The organism is Microcoleus sp. S13_C5, from assembly GCF_036700845.1.
GTDB lineage: Bacteria > Cyanobacteriota > Cyanobacteriia > Cyanobacteriales > Microcoleaceae > Microcoleus.
Window position 1 is genome coordinate 67983 of record NZ_JAUBPR010000017.1, and the last position, 21345, is coordinate 89327.

Consider the following 21345-nt stretch of genomic DNA (forward strand, 5'->3'; position numbering starts at 1 on the left):
CTAACCGCGCCTTATACCAATTCTCTAAATGCCGACTACAGATAACGCCTCCAATATATATGATCTTCCAAGAATTATATATATTGTCTACTTATTTTGACGAACACTAGAAACTAAAACTAGAAAACTTAGCGTGGGAAAAAATTCCGAGTTTTGATTTTTCAAAAATGCCAGATCAGATGACTCAACGTGAGTTCGATGGGAAATTTAAATGTATTGGGTGGTCACAAATCACAGAAAAATACCACAACTAGGGACGAAAGGCAAAGCCTAAGTCCCTACTCTCTTGCTCTCTTGACGAGACGAAATCAGCTTTTCAGGTTTAACGTTTATCATAAAAGTCTACTTCATTAAAAATAGTAAACTGGTTGTTCAATCTCATACAATGATGGTTGATTTGGTTGATAAATATAAGCAATCATTCCCAGGGTAAGAGCATCTCAATCAGGCTTGACACAAGCACTCTTTGAATCTGCATCATATAGTCATCATTCATCGCCACTCGTTTCTTTTTTTGTAGCACACTACGCTCCTTGAGTAGTTTCTTGATTGATGACATTAACTGCCATTCGTCTTAGAAGAGCCAAGTTTTGAGGGCTGTTTAATGACCGACTGCGGCATTGGTCTTCATTAAAAGTGACATCAAAAGTCCAATGAACTTGGTTTTCAATCCCCCAATGTTGACGAATGGCACGGCCATTAAGCTGAGCATCCACTGGCAAAGATCTTAGGTAAAACTGTACCTCTTGAGTCGTTTTGTTCCCAAGATGACGGACTCGTTCTACAAAAACAATAGTCTGAATATCTGTCCATTTTTCTTGTTTATAAAGTCCTCCTAATGCCGCCACTGGCACCGCCCAAACTTTTCTAATTTCGACGCTCCGGATGTCCCTTTTCTGTTCGGGAATCCTGACTCACTTTAATTCCCTAAAACTGTTGAAATTTAGCCATCTCAAACCAGGTTTTGACGCTTATTATAAAGAGTTGGATGATTACTTTTTAAAGTAACTACATAATCGCCTTTTTTTTGACGAATCAGCCGAATAATCTCGACTTGATTCCCCATCGCATCAATCGTAATAATGGCTCCGGTGATGTCAATTAATTCCCATAAGGCCGGGAGCGCTGTGATTTCATTTGAATGGTCTTCAACTTTCACTTGTCCCAAGACTAACCGATGTTTACTCGCCCATGCCGTCACTAAATGTAAGTTTTTTACCCCTTTTGTTCGGTCATAAGACCCTCTGAGACTTTTTCCATCAATCGGGATTACTTCTTGAGCAACTGACCCAATTAATTTGTTAATCCATGTTCGCAATTTTTGAAGAGAAAATTTTTGGCTCTACCTTTTCCAAGACCCGACGGAATTTATCGTCACTTGGGATGCCATTGGGTAACTTTAAAAACTTTTGTAACCAGGTAAGCTTACTGATTCCATAATTTTCCATGTCTTCCCACCCCGCCGGCTCCGGCTATCACAGCTAATAAGGCAATGACGAGAATATCTTTGATTAAGTGGTGTTTGGTTCGCTCCACTCTTGGGTCTGGTACCTCATCAAAATAATTTGAAAAGCCAGCTTGTAAATCTTCGATAGAGATGGGTTTTGGCTTGTTGAGCGAGCGAGGATTTTTCCGCTCGCGCCAGAGGGAGCGAATCCTTTACTCCTACCCATAAACTTTTCCTTACCTTGATGACTTAGCTTTTGAGGCATTATACAACCGTTAATGACGAACACGCTACCCTGTGTATTTTGTTTGTTTTGTCAAGTACAATTTATACCCAATTAGATGAGCTTACCCTGCTATAGACCAGGGTTTAAAGGTGGCTGATGCCACTGCCTACTACAATCGGGGTTTAGCCAAGGCTGACTTAGGCAAAAAAGCAGAGGCGATCGCAGATTATCAAAAAGCGGCTGACTTGTACAAGCAACAAGGAAAAACCAGTGACTATCAAGATGCTGTTAATAAAATTCAAAAATTTTCACCAAAGTAGCGACTTAGAGATTGTTTTGAGAAACCGACCGAGGAGATTTTGCCTTTGGGCAAATATTTATCAAGCCGATTTAATTAAACCGCACAACCGCTGCAACCAGTAGAGCAGATATCAACCCAATTGCTGCAATCCCTTACTGTGCAAGTTCTGCTCGATGTGGTGCATTTCCTTCATATCCTTACCAGCAACTATTCCGTAAATTTCCGTGTAGATTTTTCCGTATTTAACCTTTTCTAAAGCCGAGAGGATTATCAAGTCCTTGCGATCGAGTTCTGGTTTCAGCGTGACAAGAATCGATTCCAAAGTCCCATCCATTCGCCAGCTACTGGAATATTGAGCCACCTCCTTTCCCTGCCCCAGTAAGGTATGGCGCTGCACACAAAGCGGAGTCGAGCCATTAACTCGGAAATTGGCATCAATGGCATACAACTGTCCCTCTGAGTCTTCCAGCACGTCGAAGCCAATAACGCCGAAATAACCCTGTTGGTGAGCATATTTACCAATAGCGGCAATCATCTCAAAAAACCTACTCATGTCGGTTTCGCGGTAGTGAATTAGTCCCCCTAAATAGCTGCCCTCTGGGGTGACAAGTTGGCTGGTAGTGCCGATAAGCGTGATATTTCCCGTTTTGCTTACATAGAACTGCACGCAATAGTTCTGCACTTCATTCTTAACGAATTCCGAGACAATAATCGTATCCAGCAACTTGATATCGAGATATTTCCTCACTTCCTGCAAGCAGTAGTTCAGATCGCTGGCGCTTTTGATAATATAAGTGCCTTCTCCAGAAAGTCCGTGGGATGTTTTAATCAAGTAGGGGAATTGCTCTGGTAACTGAATGCTTTCGAGATTGACTTCGTGCAGATTGTAGGTTTGGTATTTCGGACATTGCACCCCTAATTCTGCGAGCGTTGCTTTGCTGAGCAAGTGGTAGTGGATGTCGGGATGGACGGCGTGTTTTTCGGGTTTGAGATTGTCGAAGGGAAATAGACTGAGGAGTTTGTCAAAGCGATCGCTTACGCTGAGATCTTCGAGATAAGTTGAGCAGTCTATCATCTCCATACTGCTGTAGCTGAAGCCAAAATGCTCCCGCCAATAGTCCATCAGCGAGTTCGGCGGCTGATTAATCACAATCCCTGGGATGGCATCGCCTAACACAGCCAGATTTTTCCAAGGTTCTTTCTGACCAATCTTGTCGAAAGAAGTTTTGGTGGCTTCACTGCTGCCGTCTTGAATAAAGTATTTTTTTCTGTTGGGGTAAGCCGCCCAACTAGCAGTTGCAGGGTAATTTAGGATGAACGCATAACGTGCATCTTTGATGTCGGGAGCAAACAAATCGGAAAGAGAATTACCCTGAAAGTAAGGAAAGTCGTATGTTGAATTCATAGAAACATCCAAATCGAGTTTGAATTGAACTGTTTTGCCGGCCACTAAGTAGCTCGACATAATTAAAAGTAGGGTGGGCTATGCCCGCCCTACAAATTGAAAAAATGTTTATTGATGTCAAGCTACTTAATACCTAGGAAAGAAGATATTAGTGGCTGAATTTTAACTCTCTCTCTCGAACTAGAGAGAATACAACCTCAATAATTTCAATGATGGACGAGTTGTTTTTTCTTAGTGAACACAGCCACCTTGTCCATTTCTGAGGTTCTATAAGCACAAGCCATGTCGGTTGAATTATGCGCCCAGCCAACCCGCCCTTGAGGGTCTATGAGGATGCACCCAGCTTCTCCTGCCACCTTAGATGCCAGAGTCTCAATTGCCATCTTCGCTGCTTCGTCTGGGTGCTTGCCGGACGCTAGAATGTCGATCGCCGTCTTAGCTAGAACTACTGGCATAATCGACTCGCCATCGCCTGTGGTCGAGCAAGCGCCCTGTTGATTCTCAGCAAACAAGCCTGAGCCGATAATGGCGCTGTCGCCGACGCGACCGGCGGGCTTATTCATAGTGCCGCCTGTTGAGGTACCCGCAACTAAGGTGCCGCTGCTGTCCAAAGCTACACAACCAACGGTATTGGGACGGTCAAGAACTTCTTTTTCCTCCTCCCACTCTTCCTGTTGCTCATCAGCGATTAAGTCTTCTTTTGCAGCCATCTCGCCTCCATTTTCTGCTGCAAAATGTTCGGCGTGATCCGCTACTAAGAACATGGGTTTTTTATCCATAATCTTTCGCGCCACTGAGATGGGATGGCGCACGCCTTGAACATTTGCGAGGGCTCCCCAAGCTAACGAACCGCCTTCCATGATCGCTGCGTCTAGCTCTACCTCTCCCTGGTTGTTGAGAACCGATCCAAAGCCTGCGTTAAATGTCTGGTCAGCTTCCAGAACCCGGATAGCTGCCTCAACAGCTTCTGCTGCGGAACCCCCGCTTGTGAGCACTGCCCAACCCGCTTCTGCTGCTGCGGTACAGCCTGCATTGTTGGCTGCAACCTTCTCTTCTGTGATGGTTTTTGCTCCACCGTGAACAATAATGCTTAGTACCATAAATTTCCTTTTTTTAATCTTAATATCTACTTAAAAACTTCTTACATTAATCAATTTTTAAGTAGTTTTTTCTCCCTCATAGTTTTATAGATTAGCGGTGTTTAATTATGGGTTCTTCTATCTTCAGAGATAATTATTTTTGTCGAGCTTGGTGTTCCTTCAGACCTAGCTATTTACGAATTATTAATAGATATCTGAGCAAAGTTATGTCAATAGTGTGAGGCAATTTGGCTTCGAGTTAGTTAAAGAAATTGAAAGAGTTAGGGAGTAAAGAGGGGGTAAAATTTAAGGCGAGGCACTACACATTAACAGGCAAAATGGGTAAACCTGAAGAATGAGACTTTGAGAGAAAATAAGTGCGATCGCGCTTCACATCAGTCTGAGCCTGCTGACCCGCCAAAAACCCGCGCAGCCGCAACAAACTAGCCGTTTGACCCAAATTCAGCCCTAGCAGCGGCACTCCCGTGCGATCGCTAATTCGGCGGTACTGTTATTGCTGTGCCAAAAGCGCTACTTTTACTGTTAACAAAAGTGGCAATTTTTTTTATTAAAACCGCAAGTAAAGGCAGATAAACGCATATGCAAATTACAAATTACCATTAATTCATTTAGCTTACTTTCCTGAAAGTAAGGTTGATTCTTGGTTCAGTAACTTTGGCTGCTTTTGGGATTTGGTGTTGCCAAAAATGCTGGGTTACTCCTTTCATCAGCAGCAAGCTTCCCGGAGTTAATTTAATTTCTAATTTAATTTCTTTTTGGTATTTGTGCCTGAGCATAAAACGACGAGTAGTCCCAAAACTTACAGAAGCGATCGCTGGGTTTTCACCAAGTTCTGATTCATCATCACTGTGCCAAGCTACACTATCTTTGCCGTCGCGATATAAATTAAGCAACACGCTGTTAAACAATGTACCTGCTATTGCTTCTATTTTAGATTTGATTGTTATAAGTGTAGGTGTCCATAGATTAGGCTCCATTTTTATTTTGGAGTAAGTGTAAGATTTACCTGCATCTCCGTACCATGCGCTAAGTCGCGGTATAGCGACTTGCTTGCCAAAAAGCAGAGTCACCTCTTGCTTCCAATTAATAGTGCCGTACAATTCCGCAAATATCTGGTTGCTCTCATTGTTATTGAAGAAGTCGCGGTACATGATTACTTCGGCATCAGGCAGAGATAAGTGCTGACCATGCTTCTGGCTTCCTGCTTTTGGCTCTTCCCACAATGAAAGTTGAGTATACATAAATCTGCTCGCTGATTACCTTTTACTGAAATTTATAAATATACAGTTCTTGACACAAGCACTGCCCAGCTTTACCATTAATCATGTAAAGCTAATTTTAGCATTTTAACAAGACAAGGATAATTATTTTTTGTAACCTACATAAATTTTTATGTATTCACCAACCAAACCCTGAATCGTGATTTAAGATGAGACTGGTGTCAATTAGCTATGTACTATGAATTGCTTTCAAATAATTAAATCTGTTCTTGATGAAGCTTATGTCCAAATTCCAGGAGATGAAGCTGAAAAGGATGAGGTAATTAATGACGCACTAGAATACCTGCGCGAAGAATATTCTCACCTATCGCAGGAATGTAACATAAATTATAGCGACCCGACGACTAGGTTTGCTTATATTTATGCCTACGTAACATCCCATTCTAATTTGGTGTGTAGTATTATTCAGCAAAATAATTTTTTAGGTAATCTTTTTGACAACAAAAAAGTCGATGTAGCTTGTATTGGAGGAGGACCAGGCAGCGATTTCTTGGGAATCCTCAAATACTTGATGACGAACAAAAAGTCACCGAGAATAAAGTTTCAACTCTGCGATCGGGAGAAAAGCTGGGCAGAATCTTGGAGTGACGTTGATGACAAAGTAGAAGACCTCGAATTTCGCATATCAACTTCTTATCTGCCACTAGATGTCACTAAACGCGATGACTGGGAATCTCACAGAAAGTATTTTCAGTCAGACCTTTTTACAATGATTTACTTTATGTCAGAAGTATTTAGCCTACGGGACTCAGCCGAGGAATACTTCGCTCACTTATTTAATCAGGCAAAAACAGGCTCACTTTTCTTGTTTATTGATAACAATAACTCCGAATTTTATAATTGGTTTGACCAGTTGGCTGCAAATCATAAAATAGACATACTAAGGAGTAACGAAACTAACATGAACGTGCCTTTCCATGAGGAAAAGTCAGATTTAGGAAAATATTTTGCCAAATTTTCGCCTCCCAAACTTACAGCTAATGTTGCATACCGAATAGGGCGAAAAGTCTAGAATATGTTCCGGTATGTTTTTACACAGGGACATAAGTTTAGATAATGCCAGAAAAATTCGTTGACTCTTGCTTTTGTCCTCCTTACCGGCGATCGCTGCTGTGATGGATCTTCACCTAATTCTATTCCTCAATGAAGCGATCGCGCTTCACATCACTCTGAGCCTTTATGCTTACCCGCCAAAAACTCCCGCAGCCGCAACAAACTAGCCGTTTGCCTCAAATTCAGTGGCAGCAGCCACACTCCCTCCAACCGACGAGATTGCACTCAACCGTCGCCCCAATACCACTGGTGAAAAATGAAAATGATCTCCCCCTCAAAGAATGTAGCGATCGAGCTTTGGACTTTTATGATTAATCTAAATTGGGTGGTCGATCTTTGATTGTGGTGCGATTTGTTAAAATAGACTGACAGCGTTCCCAATAAATTTTAGAGACGCGATCGCCCTGATTCTGACGCCAACACTCGGAAAACAGCCCTGCCGCCTCAGCTAACTTCCCTTCCAAGTAATTTGCCCTAGCTTCTGCAAACAATTCCAACGTAGCTAACTTGCCAGCTTTGATTTTTGGCGGATCAGCATCAAACACCTCATAAACTGTTACTAATTCAGATTTTCCCTTAACTTTTACCGTATCGAGAGTCCGGATTGCGTACTGGGATAAATTTTCTAAACGCGAGTAAGTTGACTGGGTGATTAACAGCGATACCCCATAATTTTTCGTCAAACTTTCCACGCGAGAAGCTAAATTAACTGCATCGCTGATTACCGTGCCCTCCATGCGATTTTGTCCGCCCACCGTTCCCAGCATCAAAGTTCCAGTATTAATGCCAATCCCAATCTGAATCGGTGGATAACCACAATTGGCGCGATTTTGATTGTATTCAACGAGGCAGTGCAGCATAGCAATTCCCGCTTTCACCGCATGATCCGCCTCGCCGCTAAACAGCGCCATTATCGCATCGCCAATATATTTATCAATAAACCCATTATTTTCATTGATGACAGGTTCCATGCGAGAAAGATAGGAATTGATAAATCTGAAATTGTCCTCGGGCGTCATGTTTTCCGACAGGGTGGTAAAATCGCGAATGTCGGAAAACAACACCGACATTTCCAACTGCACTTGGTCGCCCAATTCGACATCAATAATGCTTGACTTCTCTAGAAACTGGAGAAATTGATTGGGGACAAAACGCTCGTAAGCTTTGTTGAGTTGGAACAATTCATCGGTAAACCTGATTCGCTCTGTTTCAGCCTTTTTACGCTCCGTGATATCTTGAAAGGCTACAATTGCATAAGCAATATTATCCTTTTCATCATAGATGGGAGTAGCCCAAGCCTCGATCGGAATAATCTTGTTGCCTTGGTGAATTTCCATATCATCTACAGTGGCACTTTGGCCACTCAACGCCCGCGTAGTGGGCAATTGTGCAGAGGGATATTCCTGCTGTGTTCCAGCTTGATAGACTTGATAAATCTCTGGTATTTGCTCGCTGGTGACTTCAGGAATAACTCCTTTACCTAATAATTGAATAGCAGCGCGATTACTATAGTAAGGTTGGCCAGAAGCATCCAGCACTGACACCCCGACTGGAATTGCTTCTAAAAATTGAGTCAGCCTGTTCTCACTTTCGCGGACTTCTGTATAGAGTTTAGAATTTTGAATCGAGATAGCTGCTTGCCCAGATAACACTTTTAATAGTTCCACTCTTTCTGGCGTAAAAGCTCCGGCTGTGAGATTGTTTTCTAGGTAAACAATACTGACGATTTGAGATTGGTTAATCAGCGGAACGCATAAAATTGATTTGGGCTGATTTTTTTGGATGTAGGAGTCCTTGGTAAATTTTCCCGATTTGGCAGCATCATCCAGTACCACGCTTTCTTGGGTGCGGGCAACATAATTGACAATTGCGGAAGAAACTTCTTGACAATTTTCAATGGGGATTGACTGCAAAACGGTGACGAGTTCGTTATCGATTGTCCCTTGAGCTTCAATTAATAGCGTTCCCTGGCTTGATAAAATTAGATACCCTCTTTGCGCTCCTGCACTTTCAATCAAAATTTTCATTAAGCTAGACATTAGCTTATCTAGCATTATTTCACCGGAAATCGCCTGAGAAGCTTTCATTACTGTGGTGATATCTAAGTTAGATTCCGAACCAGTAGTCGTCCCTCTTGCGGTAGTTTTATTGTTTTTATTTGCAGATTGAATTGGTTTTAATAACTGGGGATATCGCGTTTCTAAATCTTTTACCTTAGCAGTGGCTCCCCATTGGATATAACAATAATACGCCTCAATCATGTATATTTGAGCAAATTTTTCTTTACCCCATTCTAGGTAAAATTTTGCGGCCCTTTCATTAGCTAATGCTTCTTCGTTGAGGAATTTATTTTCTTTGGCTCCAGAAATGGCGCGATCGTACATTTCAATCGCCTCAGCTTTATTGCCAAAAACCCGATGCTTTTCTGCCTCCACCAAATACCATTTATGCAGATGATTCATCGGAGCATTTTGCGCCCACTGTTTCAGCGTAGTTTGATGAATTTCCACCTCAGCAAGAATTTCAGCTTGCTCGGTTGCTGGCTGTGTGGGGAAGAGTACCAAGTGCGTCAGGGCGGCATAGAAATGGAAAGCGGGAACAAGAACAAATCCCGATACTGCCATTAAATACGACTTGACTTGGGCAATGTAGTCTAGGGCAGCAGGATAATTCCCAAAGAAGTAGGCAAGGAGTAGTTTGTAGATGTAGGCAAAAGCCATCCCCGATAGTTGATTTTCCTGATGATACTTAGGAATCATCACCGTTTCATCGTAGGCAGTTCCAATTAAGCAATCCGGTTGACTAACGGTTTCCCTCAAGTTCTGCACCGTCTGCTGGATCATATCCAAAAAACCCTGTGCAGAATATTGCTTCACCTGAGCCAAGGCAGCGCTGTAATCTGCTATTTCGGTTTCCCAAGTATCTACTTCTACCCCACCGAAAAATTTGGCATAAAAGTAAATATCTATGTTGTAGCCAGCAGATAGAAAGTCGCCAGTTTCCATGCCAGCCGTAAAGCCATATTTTAGTGTCGGTATCGTTGCCAAGAGAGATTCTTGGTGATGCTGAATACAGCCCCCAAACAGAGTCAGAATTAGAGACTTGAATTCGCGCACATTGAACCGATCGAGCAAGTTTAGTGCTAATTTACCAAAGCCATAGCCAGTTTTGACATCTCCTAAAAAGGCACACAGCACCAGACCGTGAATTGTATACCCCACCGTCGATGCGGGTGCATTCCCAAAGGAGAGCGATAAACTCACCATAGTAGAGCCAACTAGGGGCGTTAGACTCGGCATTGCTTGAAAAATGGGTGCACATAACATTCTTAAGAGTTGCATAGCTGCCCGAGTCTGTGGATTGGTCATCAAAGGCAAGTCAACCAGTTGCTCGATCTGTCTGTCCTGAAGTTGGCTAGCCAGGGCTTGCAGCGCTTTACCAATTGTGGCTTTGTCAGGTTCGGTGGGGAGCTCGATCCCCAGTAGTCGCAGGGCATCTCTACCCACTGTGATCGCTTCTAACATCTTGTCTTGGGCTGTCCGTGCAGATATCTGAATTTCGTAAATTTTAACTTTGTCTAAAATTGTTTGAGCATTCTGCAACACCAGTGCTGCCATCTGTTCCATAACCTCAAAGTCAGCATTCAAATAGGCGGCTTCGGCAGCAGCAACATAAAGATTCAGGGTCAACTCATACTGAGTTTGCCAGCAGTTGGCTGCTAGTAGCTCAATCCCTGTTTGCAGATAGATATTTGCCGCAGAGTATGCGGTAGAACTTCTTGCCTTACCTCCCGCTTCTAAGTTGAGTAGGGCTAAGGCTTCTCGTTCGCTTAATTGATTGATTAACTCAATTCCTTGATTTAAATGCCCGACAATATCAAAGAGTTTTTCCTCTCTTTCTATGTCCGAATATTTTTGTAGGAGTAACTGTCCAATTTTGAGATGAGTGGCTTGTTTTTGGTTTTCGGGTATTAGGGAATAAGCTGCTTGCTGGACGCGATCGTGCAGGAACTTATAAATTGGTTTAGCAACATAATTAGTAGTCGATTGAGCATCTATTTGAATTAAATCATAGCCTTCTGTAATCAGTAAAATAACTCCTTCTTGCAAAGCTTTCCACAATGCTGATGCAGTTGGTTCAGGTAATTTTTCGTTGACTATTGCCAATGTATCTAAATCAAACTGCGCCCCAATGCACGCGGCAAGCTTGAGAACATCCTGAGTTTCTTTCGGCAACTTCTGTAATTGCGCCGCCATAAACTCCACCACATCCGAGGCATCGGCAAATGTAACTTGATTAATATCGCACTGCCAATGCCGTACATCCCAGTCAAAGCTAATTTGACCATCTTCATATAACGACTTGAGAAATTGAGTAGAGAAAAAGGGATTACCTTGGGTTTTTTGATAAACCAATTCTGTCAAGGGTTGAGAAGAAGATAAATCGCAAATCAGCGTATCTGCTACAAACTGATTCATATCTGCTAAACTCAACGGTTGCAGGATAATAGTATTCACCACTGCCTCCGACTTGATAATTTCATCCACCGTCAACATAAACGGATGAGTAGGTGACACCTCATTATCTCGATAAGCACCCAACACCAACAGATGCCCCCTATCCTCCATCAACAGTTGTAATAACTTTAAAGATGCCGAATCTGCCCACTGCAAATCATCCAAAAACATCACTAAGGGATGTTCGGCGATGGTAAATACTTGCACAAATTTTTGCATCAGCAAATTGAAGCGATTTTGGGCGGCAGTCCCCGACAGTTCTAGTGCAGCAGGTTGAGCACCAATGATGCGTTCTAATTCAGGAATTACCTCAATCAGCACTTGCCCATTCTCGCCTACTGCTGTGAGAATCAGAGTTTTCCATGTTTGTAATTGAGCATCACTTTCTGATAATAATTGCCCCATTAATTCCCGAAAAGCTTGCACAAATGCTGAGAAGGGAATATTGCGCTGAAATTGATCATATTTGCCTTTAATAAAATAGCCACCCTGTCGGGCTATCGGCTTGTGAACTTCGTTCACTACTGCGGTTTTACCAATTCCCGAAAAGCCAGCTACCAGCATCATTTCGGCGCTACCTGTACTGACTCGTTCAAAGGCTGCTAATAGATTAAAAATTTCAGTTTCTCTGCCGTATAACTTTTCGGGAATCAGGAAACGGTCTGTAATATCCCGCGTTGCCAAGTCAAATTCTTCTATGCTATCGGTTTCTTGTAATTGAACTAGACACATTTCTAAGTCCTGCTTGATTCCCCAGGCTGTTTGATAGCGGTTTTCGGCATTCTTCGCCATCAATTTACTGACAATTTGAGACACAATTACGGGAATTTGTGGCTCGATTTCGTGGGGAGGAACGGGTTGTCTGGCAATGTGGCAGTGAACTAGCTCTAAAGCATCTTCTGTCTCAAAAGGCAGTTTTCTTGTTAGCAATTCGTAAAAGGTGATGCCGAGGGAGTAAAAGTCAGTCCGGTAATCGAGAGTGCGATTCATCCTGCCAGTTTGTTCTGGTGAGATGTAAGCAAGGGTTCCTTCCAGAATGCCGGGGTTTTTCAGTATCGGTGTTTCTCGCGTTAGCTGAGTGGAAATGCCAAAATCAATAATTTTTAATTGTTTCGTTTGGGGGTTGTAAACAATATTAGAAGGGTTAATATCTTTGTGGATGATGTTGGCGCGGTGAATTTGGCCTAAAATTTCTGTGGTGGCGATCGCCAGAAGCAGAAATTCCTCCAGAGTAAACTTCCGCTGCTGCATCCAAATTTTCAAGGATTCGCCGCCAAAGTCCTCCAAAAACATCACTAAGGTGTTTTGGTATTTTTGCAAGTCATAAACCTGCACCACTCCTGGCTCTTTTAGCTCTTGGGTGATGCGGTATTCGGTGCGGTAGCGCACCAATTCTTGAGGTGTGGGGTAACTTTCTTTGAGGAGTTTAAGGATCACTGGCCCTTTATCCGCTTCCCGAATAGCCCGGTAAACGAGGGAGTTGGCACTTTCATAGAGAAGTGTCACGACGGCAACGCCGGGAATAGAGAGCATATTGATTTTTAGGGTAAAATTTAACGCGCAGCCAAAACGCACCCGTTTTGTCTAAAGCATAGCGCGTTAGAAAGGCAAAAATTTTGTTTTTGTAACAAATGTTTAATTTTTCGGGTAGCAGCCTGCAAATACTTTGTGGTAGCCCCGATTTCGATCGCCTAGTTTGTATGGTGCACCAACAGTCGATCGCACTTTTGCATTGATTTTCAGCCCACATTACGCAGCCTGGGATGTCACACAGCATAATTACGCATAAAACTCTATTTTTAAAGTAATAAATTATGGCTTTAAAACGTTTTTTATCAGTCAATGTACGGTTTAAAACTATAAATTATAGCTTGATTGCTGGATAAAAATAAGTAAAAACCGATCGTGACAGTTGAGGATGGAGAATGTGGGTTTCAGGTATAGCAACCGCCCTGATGGTGACGACGTTCTTAATCACAAAGTCAGTGCCGCAGTTGACCGCACTGAGCGGCCACTACCTTAAAGTTATAATTGTCAGATACGTGATCTGCCAGCTAAAAGCTAATGAAACTAGCCTTCTTTTCTATACAGGGTGCTGCAATGGTAGCGATCGCAGCCACTATTGTCAGTACAGGGGTGCTACAAGCACAACCCATTGTTCCTGCACCCGATCGCACTGGCACTACTGTCACACCCGACGGCGATCGCTTGAATATTACAGGCGGTCAAACTTCTAGAGATGGAGCGAATCTTTTCCACAGTTTTCAACAGTTTGGGCTTACCGGAGGGCAGATTGCTAATTTTATCTCTACCCCTGCTATTCGCAATATTTTAGGGCGGGTAGTAGGTGGCAATCCTTCTATTATTAACGGTTTAATTCAAGTAAGTGGCGGCAATTCTAACCTATTTTTAATCAATCCTTCGGGTATTATCTTTGGTCCTAATGCTAGCTTGAATCTTCCGGCTGCTTTTACAGCTACTACTGCTACTAACATCGGTTTTGATTCGGGTTTGTTCAATGTTGCCGGAGCGAACGATTACAGGACCCTGATAGGAACTCCGAACACTTTTTACTTTGACCTCAGCCAACCGGGAAGTATCATCAATGCAGGTAATTTAGCAGTAATGCCGGGGCAAAGTATAAGTTTAATTGGCGGCACAGTTGTCAACATTGGTTCCCTTAAGGCTCCCCAAGGTAATATTATTATCGCTGCTGTTCCCGGTGAGAATGCTGTTAGGGTTAGTCAAGAAGGACATTTATTAAGTTTAGAAATCGGGGCTGTTGACGGGCGATTGTTGGCACAGAATGGGCAATTATCCCTGCCTTTGTCTCTTCCGCAATTGCTTGCGGGCGCAGGTGGGAACTCTGCTACTGGTATCTCCGTTAACGGTGCTGGGGAAGTGGTTTTGACGGCGGGTTTGAGGGTGGAAAGCGGGGATGTGGCGATCGCTAGTTCTACTGTTAATAGTCAGAATGCTACACTCTCGGCAGCACGTAATCTCACTTTGGTAGAAAGCCAGCTACTTGCTGAGGGCAATTTGAATCTATTTGCAAGAGATACGGTGCGGGTACGGGATGGAAGTTATCCTTTCAGGGCGATCGCACGCGGCAATCTTACTATACAAGGTAATCAAAATATTGATATCTTCGCGCTAAATTACCCTAGCCCTGCATTCCAATCCTCCGGGAATATCACATTATTGAGCAATGGCACTGTTTCCGGTGATGCTCACTTCGCTGCGCGTGGTAATTTTTCTATTCTCACATTGTCTGGCAACGGCGGCAGTTTTCTGAGTTTTTACGACCCGATTATTAGCTCGGATGGAGATGTGAGATTTGGGGATTATACTGGAACCTCACTTAAGGTAGAAGCAAAAGGCGCGATCGCGGCGGGAGATATTACTATCAATGGGCCAGATACTACTTTGTCAGGTTCTGCCGATCCAGATGCGGCGGTGCTTTCAGGTAGTGCAGCTTTAATTCTGCGATCGGGCGTTTCGACTCTGGCGAATGCTGCGAATCTGCCGCCGAATGTCACCGCAGGCGAGACATTTTTTACTTCACCGGGTGTTGCTTCGGGCAATAGCATCGGAGTGGGAGCGATTTCGACAGTACGCGGGCCTGTGATTTTGGAATCAGCAGGAGACATTGCGCTGGATGCGATCGCCACTTCTGGGGGTAATATTGCTCTCAAAGCTGCCAGCGACATCGCCGTTACAGGCACTCTTCAGTCTACTGGTGGCAGTATTGACCTCACGGCTGGCAATCTTCTGACAGTCAGCGGCACTTTTACAGATAGTAGCGGTGTAAATGTGAGCATTTCCACCGCTAATGGCACAAGTGGCGGCGCGATCGCCATCCGACACGCAGGGGGCACTACTACACCTTTTATTGTCGGCGATGCGACAACGAATGGGACGACGGGAGCCATTACATCAGGTTCCGAGACAATTTCGCCACCGTTTGCGGTGCCAGTGCCGCCCAGCATTTACACTCAGGGCAATATTGCGATCGTTACTTCCGCGCCATCGTCAACGCCGGAACCAACGCCATCTTCAACACCGGAACCAACACCATCACCGACGCCATCGCCTGCACCCTCTCCAACGCCATCTCCAATACCCTCTCCAACACCCTCTCCAACGCCATCTTTAATACCCTCTCCAACGCCATCTTTAATACCAGAACCAACGCCATCACCTGTGCCATCTTTAATACCAGAACCAACGCCATCACCTGTGCCATCTTTAATACCAGAACCAACGCCATCACCTGCACCATCTTTAATACCAGAACCAACCCCATCACCTGCGCCATCTTTAATACCAGAACCAACCCCATCACCTGCGCCATCTTTAATACCAGAACCAACGCCATCACCTGCGCCAATTCCACAAGCAATACCGTCTCCGATATTGCTTGTGCCCTCCATGGCGCCTGAAATGCTAGCGCCGATGCCATTACCTAATCCGACACCAACTTTATCTCCGTCTCTTGACGCCGCCTTCCCCTTACCGGATATTTCAATTACCAATGCGATCGCTCAATCTGGCAACCTGAATAGCATTAATAGAATTGAATCTCTTTTTAACTACAGATCCGATTGGGTAAGCGAAATTGTCCAAACGGCATCGCCTCTAAGTAGAGTTAGCCTTAGCGATATCACACGACTGATCGATAAAGGCGATATCCCTGAAGCCAGTTTCTTTATCGATATCTTCTATAGCGAACAAGTGGGGTCATACATCAACCAGGAAATCAGGCGGGATTTGCAATCTTTTACCGCCATACAGCAAAGAATGAGAGCGATCGCCAGCCAAACTGGTAAAAAAACAGCCATTATCTACGTCTTATCCCGCCCTGAACAATTAGACCTGATCATCGTCCCCCCTACTGGCCTCCCAATTCACAAAAGCATCCCCGCAGCTAAGCGGGAAACTTTGATGAAAGTCGCCGCCAACTTCAGGTCTGAACTCCTTAATCCCAGAAACATCAATACTGAGAGCTATTTGCCAGCATCCCAACAACTTTACCAGTGGATAATTGCTCCCTTGGAAGCTGATTTGAAAGCTCAGGGCATCGATACGCTAGTTTTTAGTATGGATGCGGGGTTGCGATCGCTCCCCTTAGCCGCCCTCCATGACGGTTCCCAATTTCTAGTAGAAAAATACAGCATCGGACTCATTCCCAGTGTCAACTTGACCGATACTAATTATGAAAGCGTTAAAAATGCTGAAGTTTTAGCAATGGGAGCCTCGCAATTTACCAATAACCAACCCTTGCCAGCAGTGCCTGCAGAACTTAACGCTATTGCCTCAGAATGGAAAGGCGAATCTTTCCTCAACCAAACCTTTACTCTCAATAATCTTCAATCGCAGCGCAATGACAGACCCTATCGGATTATTCACCTCGCCACTCACGGAGAGTTTAAGTCAGGAGCACCGAGCAATTCTTATATTCAGTTATCAGATAGAAGGTTAACACTCGATCGCGTGCGCGAACTAGGGTGGAATCAGCCGCCTAAAGTTGAGCTATTGGTGTTGAGCGCTTGTAAAACTGCTGTGGGTGATGAGGGCGTGGAATTAGGCTTTGCGGGGCTAGCTGTGCAAGCGGGGGTGAAGTCAGTTTTGGCTAGTCTTTGGTACGTCAGCGATGAAGGTACTTTAGGCTTAATGGCTGAATTTTACCATCACTTGAAGGTCGCGCCGATTAAAGCTGAAGCCTTGCGGCAGGCTCAAATTGCTATGATTAAAGGTCAAGTTCGCATTGAAAATGGCCGTTTAATTTTGTCTAACTTAAATAAGGAGTTAGAATTGCCACCAGAATTAGCTAAACTAGGTAATGAAAACCTCTCCCATCCTTATTATTGGTCGGCATTTACAATGATTGGGAGTCCTTGGTAAGGTAGAAAGGTGATGGCGGTTGCTTCTTGACTCGCGACAAGAAATTGCTTTGTTCCTGGTAATGACATAGTAGTAAGTGCATAAATACTAACAATATCATTGCGAACGAAGCGAAGCAATCGCAAGGAATTAGGGAATCACTAGCATCTACTTGCTAGTGATTTTATAAGTGCTATGTGAATGAAAACTCTAAAAATTGAAAATTAAATAGGATGCAAATGATACACTCAAAGTTGGTTTCAAGTGTAGTTTTTCTTGACTCAAATGTTGAAGATTATCAGAGTTTAATTAGTGGCGTTTCCCAAAATGCTGAAGTAATTATCCTAGATGAAACACGGGATGGCATTGAGCAAATCACCGAAAGGTTAGCAATTGAACAGAATATAGAAGCAATCCATATCATCTCTCACGGCAGTCCAGGTGCTTTACAACTCGGTGCAAATACACTCAACAGCAGCAACATAGAAAGCTTCGCCCCTCAACTCCAACAGTGGCGCAAAGCATTAATTCCCGGTGCCGATATTCTCCTCTACGGGTGTAATGTCGCCGCTTTTAATCAGCCTTGGCGAATAGAATGCGCGGCTATACAAACAAATTCCGCCTGCGCGGACTATGGAATTTCAACCCGCGCAGGCGGGTTTAGTTTGTGTAGTAGCGGTTTTAACCGCCCAGTTGAAAATAGTCCTACAAAACCTAACCAATTCCTCCAACGCCTGAGTGAATTAACTGGTGCTGACATCGCCGCCTCTGCTAACGCCACCGGCAATGCCGCACTGGGAGGAGACTGGGAACTAGAAGTACAAATCGGCCATATCGAAGCAACACCCATTAAGGCTTTAGCCTACAGTCACATCCTAGCAGCCGCTAGCCCCGACAGCAAAGCCATCTCCGTCGGCTCGCCCCAAATTAGCATAGATAGCCTCGCCAACGACGCAGGTATCACCCGACTCTCAGTGCAGGGTATCACCACCGCCCCCACTAACGGCATCGCCACCATCAACGACTGGATTTATGCGGGTGGCAATTTCACCACCGTCAACGGTACTGCTATCAACCGTATCGTCCGATTGAATAGCAACGGCAGCCTGGATACGGGTTTCAACCCCGGTACCGGGATAAATAACACCGTCAGATCGATCGCCCTAGACAGCAGTGGCAAACCCTTAGTCGGTGGTCTATTCACGAGTGTCAACGGCACTGCAATCAACCGCATTGCCCGACTGAATACTGACGGCAGCTTGGATACCACCTTCAACCCTGGTACCGGGATGAATGGCAACGTGAATGCGATCGCCCTAGATAGTAGTGGCAAACCCTTTGTCGGTGGCAATTTCACCACCGTCAACAGCACTCCTATCAACCGCATTGCCCGACTGAATACCGACGGCAGCTTAGATACCAGCTTCAACCCTGGTACCGGAATGAATTTCAGCATCTTCGCACTCACCCTAGACAGTAGTGGCAAACCCTTAGTCAGTGGCAATTTCACTAGCGTTAACAGCACTCCTATCAACCGCATTGCCCGAATGAATAGTGACGGCAGCTTGGATACCACCTTCAACCCTGGTAGCGGGATGGATAGCACCGTCAATGCGATCGCCCTAGACAGCAGTGGCAAACCCTTTGTCGGTGGCGGTTTCACTAGCGTCAACAGCACTCCGAGCAACTATATTGCCCGAATCAATAGCGACGGCAGCCTGGATAGCACCTTTAACCCCGCTTCGGGGATGGATAACAGCGTCTATGCGATCGCCCTAGACAGCAGTGGTAAACCCTTTGTCGGTGGCGATTTCACTACCGTCAATGGCACACCTAGCATCCGCATTGCCCGAATGAATAGTGACGGCAGCTTAGATACCAGCTTCAACCCTGGTTCGGGAATGAATGTCGCCATCTTAGCGATCGCCTTAGACAGCAGTGGCAAACCCGTAGTCGGCGGTGATTTCACCACCGTCAACGGCACAGCTCGCAACCGTATTGCCCGCATGAATAGCGACGGCAGCCTGGATACCACCTTTAACCCTGGTACCGGGATAGATAGCATCGTCAATGCGATCGCCCTTGACAAAGGACGTAGCATATACTACACCCCCAACGCCGGATTCAACGGTATAGACACCTTCCAATACACCGCCACCGACGGCGTAGTTTCCACTCCCACCACAGTCACTGTCTTAGTCAACGACTCCCCCATCCTCGATAACACCGGCATCCCTACCCTCAACGCCCAAAACCAATATGACAGCGCCAGTACAGGTACATTAATTAGTACCCTCATCGCCAACCTCGGCGGCACAAAAATCACCGATCCTAATGCCAGGGCCTTACAAGGTATTGCCATCACCAACCTCGACACGACTAACGGCAGTTGGCAATACACCACCGACGGCACCACCTGGAATAACGCCCCAGCCGTTTCTCCCGCCAACGCCTTACTATTAGCTAGTAATGCCAACACCAGCCTCCGATTTGTTCCCAATGCAGGTTATAACGGCACTCTCACCAACGCCCTTACCTTTGCCGCCTGGGATCAAATAGTTGGCACTAACGGCGGTGTAGCCGACTACACTACAGACCGAACGAATAACACTACATCCAGTGTTTTCAGTAGCGCTACTGAAACTGCCGATATTGCAATTAATCCCGTTCCCACTGTTACCAGTGTTAGTGGCACCACACCAGACGGGACTTACGGTATTGGTACATCGATCGACATCACCGTTAACTTCTCTCAAATCGTCAATGTCACAGGCACGCCACAACTTAGCTTAGCAGGTGTAACTCCTTTCGCCAGCTATCTTTCAGGCAGCGGCAGCAACACCTTGACATTCCGGTACACAGTAGCAGCAGGCGATATCAGCCCCGACTTAGACTATGTTTCCACAACTGCTTTATCCCTGAGCGGGGGTACTATTAAGAATGCGACCAATGGTGATGCCATCTTAACTTTAGTAACTCCGGGTGCAGCGAATTCTTTGGGAGCTTCCAAAGCAATAGTTATTGATGGGATTGCACCAACAGTTGCTTTAACACCCGCATCACCAACAACTTTAGTAAATCGTTTATTTAGCGTCACAGCAACATTCAGCGAGAATGTCACCGGGTTTGATAATACTGATATCACCGTCGCCAATGCGACTGTCAGTAACTTTGTCCGACTTGATGCCAAAACCTACACCTTTGATGTCACACCTAATGCTGATGGTAATGTCACCGTTGATGTACTTGCTGCTAAAGCTACGGATACTGCCAGTAATAACAATACCGCTGCAACTCAACTGGTTCGTATTGCTGATTTTACCGCACCTACTGCTAGCTTGGGTACAATTTCTAACCTTACTACAGCGGGCGGCACAAGTCAGACATTGACAGTTACTTTCACTGATAGCAGTGGAGTTGATGTTAGCAGTTTAGATAATTCTGATCTGGTAGTAAACTGGTCAGGTGGTTCAATTCCCGCTACATTTGTCAGCGTCGATACTAATAGTAACGGTACCACTCGCACGGCAACTTATTCTCTAACTCCGCCTGGGGGAAGTTGGGATGATACAGATAATGGCAGTTACGCTGTTAATTTGCAAGCATCGCAAGTAAAAGATACTGTTGGCAATCAAGTTGTAGGTAGCAATTTAGGCAGTTTTACTGTTAACATTGCCACGCCTATACCGACTCCAACTCCAACACCAACTCCAACTCCAACTCCAACACCAACTCCAACTCCGACTCCAACGCCAACACCAACTCCAACTCCGACTCCAACGCCAACACCAACTCCAACACCGACTCCAACTCCAACACCGACTCCAACTCCGACTCCGACAACAACTCCGACTCCGACTCCAACTCCGACTCCGGCAACAACTCCGACAATCACGCCAACACCGACTCCGACAACAACTCCGACTCCAACGCCAACTCCAACTCCGACAATAACTCCGACTCCGACAACAACACCGACTCCGACAACAACACCCACTCCAACACCGACTCCGACTCCAACGCCAACTCCAGGTACTGCCGCTGTCATTTTCCTTGAACCACTTGGCAGTACCAACGTACTCGAAAGCTTGGGCAGCGATATATACAAAGTGCGACTCAATACTCAGCCAACT

10 protein-coding genes and 1 pseudogene are annotated in these 21345 nt (G+C 44.9%); 5 read left to right on the plus strand and 6 right to left on the minus strand.

The window, feature by feature from the left end; genetic code table 11:
* Positions 1-418: 418 nt before the first annotated feature.
* Positions 419-1656: pseudogene (locus QUA04_RS07400) on the minus strand (ISAs1 family transposase).
* 166 nt (positions 1657-1822) lie between these two features.
* Between QUA04_RS07400 and QUA04_RS07405 the strand changes: the two are divergent.
* Positions 1823-1993 carry a tetratricopeptide repeat protein gene (locus tag QUA04_RS07405; protein WP_333255278.1) on the plus strand — a complete coding sequence of 57 codons (171 nt, stop codon included), beginning with the start codon at positions 1823-1825 and terminating at the stop codon, positions 1991-1993.
* Positions 1994-2104: 111 nt separating this feature from the next.
* Here QUA04_RS07405 and QUA04_RS07410 read toward each other — a convergent pair whose 3' ends face one another.
* The 4 genes from QUA04_RS07410 to QUA04_RS07425 all read right to left on the minus strand — a co-directional run bounded on the left by QUA04_RS07410 (position 2105) and on the right by QUA04_RS07425 (position 5720).
* Positions 2105-3379, minus strand: coding sequence for a carbamoylphosphate synthase large subunit (locus QUA04_RS07410; RefSeq protein ID WP_333255280.1), 1275 nt, complete (start codon positions 3377-3379; stop codon positions 2105-2107).
* Positions 3380-3585: 206 nt separating this feature from the next.
* Positions 3586-4479: an isoaspartyl peptidase/L-asparaginase family protein gene (locus QUA04_RS07415; protein WP_333255282.1), complete on the minus strand. Its 894-nt coding sequence runs from the start codon at positions 4477-4479 to the stop codon at positions 3586-3588.
* Positions 4480-4777: 298 nt separating this feature from the next.
* Entirely contained in the window at positions 4778-4939 is a 162-nt protein-coding gene (locus tag QUA04_RS07420; RefSeq protein WP_333255284.1) for a hypothetical protein, read from the minus strand.
* A gap of 148 nt (positions 4940-5087) precedes the next feature.
* Complete coding sequence (locus QUA04_RS07425) at positions 5088-5720, minus strand: alpha-ketoglutarate-dependent dioxygenase AlkB (RefSeq protein WP_333255286.1); 633 nt, start codon at positions 5718-5720, stop codon at positions 5088-5090.
* A 217-nt stretch (positions 5721-5937) separates the two neighbouring features.
* Here QUA04_RS07425 and QUA04_RS07430 point away from each other — a divergent pair, with 217 nt between their 5' ends.
* The gene (locus QUA04_RS07430; protein WP_333255288.1) at positions 5938-6771 is read left to right on the plus strand and encodes a hypothetical protein; all 834 of its coding nucleotides are present in this window, start codon (positions 5938-5940) and stop codon (positions 6769-6771) included.
* 167 nt (positions 6772-6938) lie between these two features.
* Positions 6939-7127 carry a hypothetical protein gene (locus QUA04_RS07435; RefSeq protein ID WP_333255297.1) on the plus strand — a complete coding sequence of 63 codons (189 nt, stop codon included), beginning with the start codon at positions 6939-6941 and terminating at the stop codon, positions 7125-7127.
* On the opposite strand, the gene QUA04_RS07440 is transcribed toward QUA04_RS07435, so the two are convergent.
* Complete coding sequence (locus QUA04_RS07440; RefSeq protein WP_333255290.1) at positions 7124-12862, minus strand: AAA family ATPase; 5739 nt, start codon at positions 12860-12862, stop codon at positions 7124-7126. The genes QUA04_RS07435 and QUA04_RS07440 overlap by 4 nt on opposite strands.
* A gap of 567 nt (positions 12863-13429) precedes the next feature.
* Here QUA04_RS07440 and QUA04_RS07445 point away from each other — a divergent pair.
* Together QUA04_RS07445 and QUA04_RS07450 are read left to right on the plus strand one after the other, a co-directional pair.
* Positions 13430-17233 (plus strand): CHAT domain-containing protein, encoded by a 3804-nt coding sequence (locus QUA04_RS07445; RefSeq protein WP_445242295.1) that lies wholly within the window; start codon positions 13430-13432, stop codon positions 17231-17233.
* A gap of 218 nt (positions 17234-17451) precedes the next feature.
* Positions 17452-21345: DUF4347 domain-containing protein (locus tag QUA04_RS07450; protein ID WP_333255295.1), on the plus strand; the 3894-nt coding region annotated here is incomplete at its 3' end.

Excerpts from the sequence above, each read along its gene's own strand:
- QUA04_RS07425 (WP_333255286.1), bottom strand. The coding sequence starts at position 5,720 with ATGTATACTCAACTTTCATTGTGGGAAGAGCCAAAAGCAGGAAGCCAG.
- QUA04_RS07415 (WP_333255282.1), bottom strand. The coding sequence starts at position 4,479 with ATGGTACTAAGCATTATTGTTCACGGTGGAGCAAAAACCATCACAGAA.
- QUA04_RS07430 (WP_333255288.1), top strand. The coding sequence starts at position 5,938 with ATGAATTGCTTTCAAATAATTAAATCTGTTCTTGATGAAGCTTATGTC.
- QUA04_RS07445 (WP_445242295.1), top strand. The coding sequence starts at position 13,430 with ATGGTAGCGATCGCAGCCACTATTGTCAGTACAGGGGTGCTACAAGCA.
- QUA04_RS07435 (WP_333255297.1), top strand. The coding sequence starts at position 6,939 with ATGCTTACCCGCCAAAAACTCCCGCAGCCGCAACAAACTAGCCGTTTG.
- QUA04_RS07440 (WP_333255290.1), bottom strand. The coding sequence starts at position 12,862 with ATGCTCTCTATTCCCGGCGTTGCCGTCGTGACACTTCTCTATGAAAGT.
- QUA04_RS07410 (WP_333255280.1), bottom strand. The coding sequence starts at position 3,379 with ATGAATTCAACATACGACTTTCCTTACTTTCAGGGTAATTCTCTTTCC.